Origin of the sequence: Stutzerimonas stutzeri, from assembly GCF_000935215.1 — a bacterium.
GTDB lineage: Bacteria > Pseudomonadota > Gammaproteobacteria > Pseudomonadales > Pseudomonadaceae > Stutzerimonas.
In genome coordinates, this window is sequence record NZ_JXXD01000148.1 from 1 (window position 1) to 5234 (window position 5234).

Consider the following 5234-nt stretch of genomic DNA (forward strand, 5'->3'; position numbering starts at 1 on the left):
TGGGCAACTGCGCCAGCCGCGACGGCACCCTCCAGCCACGGCGCAGCGCCAGCAGCGTCAGACCCAGAGCTGCCAGCAGCGGCCAGAGCGCCGACCACAGGCCCGCGGGATACACCCCAGCCAGCAGCGCTTCGCGCATGGTCGGCCAAAACCAGGGCACGGATAGCGACGCCATGCTGAGCAGCGCCCACGGCAACCACTGGCCGAGCGGCGCGCGTGCACTGGCGTGCTGCTGGTCGCGCCACATCAGCCAGAGCGCGCGCCAGAGCAGCAACGCGGTGACGAAGCTGGCCAGGGTCAGCCAGGGCAACCAGGCGACGAAGGCGCTTTCATGCCAGGCCTCTTTCAGCAGGTACTTCACTGCCGCGCCGCTGGTGAACGGCGCGCCCATGATCGCCAGCGCCGGCAGCATCAGCAGCACCCAGCCCAGACGCGACAGCCGCCCTTCGTGGACCATCCCGGCGGCGAGGAACAGCGCGCCCTTGGCCAGCCCGTGATGCACGCCGAACAGCACCAGCACCGTCAGCAGCGCCGCAGACGGCGCCTCCGGGCTCCAGGCCAGTGCCAGGATCATCAGCATCCAGCCCATCTGGCTCACCGAGGACCAGGCCAGCACCGCCTTGGACTTGGCCGCGCACAGCCCCAGCGCAGCCGCATAGAGCGCGCCGAACAGGCCGGCGATCAGCAGCGGCGTGCTCCAGGCCGCCAGCGTCGGATCGCTCTCCGGCAGGCAGCGCCAGATGCCGAGAATGCCGGCCTTGAGCATCGCCCCGGAGAGTACCGCGCTGGCGGATGCCGGGGCCTGCGGATGGGCCAGCGGCAGCCAGACGTGCAGCGGCCAGAACCCAGCCTTCAGGCCGAGCCCGAGCACCAGCAGGGCCAGGGTCAGGTGGTCGATCGGCTGCGCCTGCCAGGTGGCGAAGTCGAAGGCCTGTTCGGTGCTGTGACTGCGCAGCAACAGCCCGGCGAGCAGCAGCATCTCGCCGCAGATCGCCAGTTGCAGATAGAGACGTCCGGCCCGCCGCGGTCCCGGCCCCCCGTGCTGCACGATCAACCCGTAGGCCGCGAGGCTCATGGCGCTGAAGCCGAGGTAGAAGCTCAATGCGTCGGTGGCGATGATCAGCAGCAGATTGCCGGCCAGCGCCAGTTGCCAGAACGCCCAGAAGCGCAGCCGCTTCCGATCGGTGGCCAGGCTGCTGTTGGCAAAGATCCCCGCGCAACTCCAGAGCACGGCGGTAAAGCCCAGCCAGGCGCGGGTCAGCGTATCGCTGGCGCCCCAGCGCACACCCTCCCAGAGCCACGGCAACTCCAACGCTGGTGGCGGTTGCAGCGCAGCCAGCAGCGCCGGCGCACAGGCCAGCCACAGCCACGGCAGGCTGCGTTCGCGCAGCCACAACAGCAGCATGCCGCCGAGCAGCGGTGCCAAGGGCACCAGCAACCAGAGCCAGGCGTTCATATGGCGAACTCCCGCTCGACGATCAACTGGCTCCAGCCCAGCGGGCTGAGCGCGGTGGCCGCCAGCAGGCCGACCAGCAGCGACAGCAGCGCCGTGATCAGCGGCGGCAGCAACAGCATCCAATGGGTTTCGAAACGCTCATCGACCCAGCGGTTCTGGTGCCAGTCCGCCGGCTCAGCGAACCAGCCCCGCCACAGCAGCGGCAGGAAGTAGGCGGCATTCAGCAGCGCCGAACCGAGCAACACCAGCAGCACCCAGTCCTGACCGACCTCCAGCGCGCCGAGGCCGAGCGTCCATTTGCTGATGAAGCCGGCAATCGGCGGAATGCCGATCATGCCCAGCGCCCCGATGAAGAACGCCGTCATGGTCCAGGGCATGCGCCGGCCGACGCCGTCCATCTCGCGGATGCGGTGAATGCCCAGAGTCTCGGCGAAATTGCCCGCACAATAGAACAGCGTGACCTTCATCAGCCCCTGATGGACCAGATGCACCAGGCCGCCCACCGCCGCGATCGGCCCGAGCAGCGCGACGCCAAGCGTCACGTAGGACACCTGGCTGATGGTCGAGTAGGCCAAGCGCTTCTTCAGCTCCTGCTGCTGCAGGGCGCGCAGCGAGCCGTAGAGAATGGTCGCCGCCGCCAGCCAGAGCAGCGGCGTGGTGAGATCCAGTTGCGTCAGCGCCTCGGCGCCGAAGACGTCGTAGACCACCCGCACGATGCCGAACGCCCCGGCCTTCACTACCGCCACCGCATGCAGCAGCGCACTGACTGGTGCCGGGGCGACCATCGCCTGCGGCAGCCAGCCGTGCAGCGGGATCAGCGCCGCCTTCACGCCAAGGCCGAGAATCAGCAGGGCGAAGGCCACGCGCAGCCCGAGGTCATGCTCGCCGACTACGTCCAGCAGGTAGCCGGCCGCCTGGAAATCCGGCGTGCCGGCCAGGCTGTGCAGCAAGGCCACGCCCATCAGCACCAGCGACCCTCCACCGACGGTGTAGGCCAGATAGACGCGCCCCGCGGCGAGCGACTCCGGCGTGCCGCGATGCACCACCAACGGAAAGGTGGCCAGGGTCAACAGTTCGTAGAACAGCAGGAAGCTGACCAGATTGCCCGCCAGCGCCAGGCCCACCGTGGCGCTGACGCAGAGGCTGAAGTAGCCGAAGAAGCGCGAGCGCAGCGGCGAGTTTTCCAGGTAGCCGATGGCATAGATCGTCGTCACCGCCCACAGCAGGGATGACAGCGCGACGAATAGCAAGGCCAGCGCATCGGCCTGCAGTACCAGCGGCACGCCCGGCAACAATGGCACGCTGAAGCGGTACTCGCTGCCCTGGCTGACGCCATAGAGCATGCTGCCGACCAGCACCAGCTTGAGCGTCACGCCGAGCAGGTTGAGGGTCACACGCAGGCGCTGCTGGTCCTCGCGCAGGCCGAAGATCACCAGGCCCGGCAGCAGCGAGCTGAGCACGATGCCCAATGGCAGAAACGCATGCCAGCTCATCGCCCGAGCCCTCCCAGCCAGAGCAGCAGCGGCTCGCTGATCAGCGCCAGCCCCCAGACCAGCAGCGCCGGCAGCAACGCCAGCCACTGCGCCAGACGGTCGGCATGAATGCTCGGTGGATTCGGCCGGGCACGGTCGAAGCCGTGGGCGACGACGCGGAACACGTAGGCCGCCGACATCAGCGTGCCGAGCAAAACACCCAGCGCCCAGGGCCAGTGCTGCGGCCGTTCGAACAGCGGCTGCAACAACAGCCACTTGGCCAGGAAACCGCCACTGGGCGGCAGACCGATCAGGCTGCCGCCGGCCACGGCGAACGCCGCCAGGGCGATCGGCACGTTCTGGCTGGCGCCTTTCATGCCCGTCACCCGCTTGCTGCCGAGGATGCTTTGCAACTCGCCGGCCGCGAGGAACATCGAAACCTTGGCCAGCCCGTGGGCCAGCACGAACAGCCACAGGGCCGCATGCAGGCGCGGTTCGTCCAGATGCAGCAACAGCCCCAGCGCCAGCAGCGCGTAGCCCAGCTGGGCGACCGTCGAGTAGGCCACCAGCGTCTTCAGTCGCGGCGCGCGCAGCGCCGACCAGCCGCCGCCGACCAGCGCCAGCACACCGGCGGCGCCGAACAGCAGGCCGGCGTCGCGGCCGAATTCAGCCGGGGCGATCTCGCTCCAGATCAGCCAGAGGATGTACAGCGGCCCCTTGACCACCAGTGCCGAGAGCAGCGCGCTGACCGCAGTCGGTGCCGCGGCGTGGGCCGGCGGCAACCACAGGTGCAGCGGCCACAGCGCGGCCTTGAGCATCAGCCCGAGGGTCATCAGCAGCAGCGCCAGATGGGTCACGCCATCAGCTTCGGTCAGTTGCGCCAGCACGGCCAGATCGAGCACGCCGTAGCGCCCGTAGATCAGCGCCACACCGAGCAAGTAGGCCAGCGAGCCGGCCAGCGACAGCAGCAGGTAATTCAGCGCCGGCTTCCAGGCCTTGCGCCCGGCCAGCGACACCAACGCCACCGCGACCAGGCTGAGCAACTCCAGCGTCACGTAGAGGTTGAACAGGTCCGCCGACAGCCACAGCGCGGCCAGTGCCGCGTGCAGCAGGCAGGACAATGGCCAGTAATCCTGATTCCCGGCGGCATGTGCGATACGCGCCGCGTACAGCGCCACCAGCAGGTGCAATCCGGCAGTGAACACCAGCAGCAGCGCGGCCAGCGGAGTCAGGCGGAAACGGATCGCCAGCCCCGCCTCCCAGCCACCGACCAGCAGGCTGCGCTCGCCATGATCGAGCACCACCTGCAGCGCCATGATCGCCGCCAGGAGCGCGCCCAGGCTAAGCGCGATCACCCAGCGGCCGCTGCGCGCCGGGCGCAGCAGGATCAGCAGCAAGGCACCGGCCAGCGGCAGCAGCAGGCTGACCAGGGCGGCGTTCATCGCTCTTGCCCCTTCGAGGTGGCCAGCGCACTGCTCAGGCGCAACGCCAGGGCGGTCGCACTCACCGCCACCACCAGCCCGGTGACCACCAGCGCCACCAGCAGCGGATCGCTCGGGGCGTGACGCGCCGCCAGGGCGATCATCACCAGAAACACGCCGCTGCCCATCAGATTGATGGCGATGATCCGCCGCAGCGCATGGCGCAATGTGAGCAACCCGTGCAGGCCGAGCAGCCAGAGGGCGAAGCCGACGGTCATCCAGAACAGCGTGACGCTCATGACTGCGGCTCCGGGTCGTCGCCGATCACCAGCAGGCTCAGGCTCGCGGCGATGGACAGCGTCGCCGCGGCCTCGATGACGACGATCAGCGGCTTGGCCCAGCCGGTCGGGTACTGCAGCCAGCCATCGCCAAACCAGGCGCAGGCTGCCGCCACCGCGACGAACAACAGCAGGCCGACCAGCACCAGCAGACGCAGCGGCCAGAAGCCCCAGCGCAACGCCGGCAACGCACCGGCCAGACGCAGCAGGACGATGCCGGAGGCCAGCAGCGCGCCGGCCTGGAAGGCACCGCCGGGTGAGGCGGCACCGCGCCAGAGTACATAGCCGCCGGCCAGCACCAGCAGCGGCGCGAGTGTTCGGCCCCAGGCGCGCAGCAATGGCCAGGGCTCGCTCAGCTGCGGCTGCGGCGCGCCGAGCTGCCGTGCGCCGAGCAGGGCCAGCAGCAGGACGGCCAGCTCGAGCAAGGTGTCCCATGCACGGAAGTTGAGCAGCACCGCAGTGACCGGATGCTCGACGCCGCTCTGCACCAGCGCGGCATCGATCTGCGTCGGCACGCTCGGTTGCAGTTCGGCCAGCGGTGCGAGCT

At 69.3% G+C, this 5234-nt stretch carries 5 protein-coding genes; all 5 read right to left on the minus strand.

The window, feature by feature from the left end; genetic code table 11:
* Positions 1-1456, minus strand: a 1456-nt coding sequence (locus LO50_RS15815; protein ID WP_044315602.1) for a complex I subunit 5 family protein, incomplete at its 3' end; no start/stop codon positions are given.
* A complete protein-coding gene (locus LO50_RS15820) occupies positions 1453-2949 on the minus strand; it encodes a complex I subunit 5 family protein (RefSeq protein ID WP_044315603.1) in 1497 nt (498 codons plus the stop codon). The genes LO50_RS15815 and LO50_RS15820, both read right to left, overlap by 4 nt.
* On the minus strand, positions 2946-4370 hold the full coding sequence (locus tag LO50_RS15825) for a complex I subunit 5 family protein (RefSeq protein WP_044315604.1): 1425 nt from the start codon (positions 4368-4370) through the stop codon (positions 2946-2948). Before LO50_RS15825 ends, LO50_RS15820 begins: the two co-directional genes overlap by 4 nt.
* A complete protein-coding gene (locus tag LO50_RS15830) occupies positions 4367-4648 on the minus strand; it encodes an NADH-quinone oxidoreductase subunit K (protein ID WP_014821871.1) in 282 nt (93 codons plus the stop codon). The genes LO50_RS15825 and LO50_RS15830 overlap by 4 nt, the downstream gene beginning before the upstream one ends.
* A partial coding sequence (locus LO50_RS15835; protein WP_044315605.1) for an MnhB domain-containing protein occupies positions 4645-5234 on the minus strand: 590 nt, incomplete at its 5' end. The genes LO50_RS15835 and LO50_RS15830, both read right to left, overlap by 4 nt.

What these genes read in the sequence shown, in the direction of transcription:
- LO50_RS15830 (WP_014821871.1), bottom strand. Translation starts at nt 4,648, where the DNA reads ATGAGCGTCACGCTGTTCTGGATGACCGTCGGCTTCGCCCTCTGGCTG.
- LO50_RS15825 (WP_044315604.1), bottom strand. Translation starts at nt 4,370, where the DNA reads ATGAACGCCGCCCTGGTCAGCCTGCTGCTGCCGCTGGCCGGTGCCTTG.
- LO50_RS15820 (WP_044315603.1), bottom strand. Translation starts at nt 2,949, where the DNA reads ATGAGCTGGCATGCGTTTCTGCCATTGGGCATCGTGCTCAGCTCGCTG.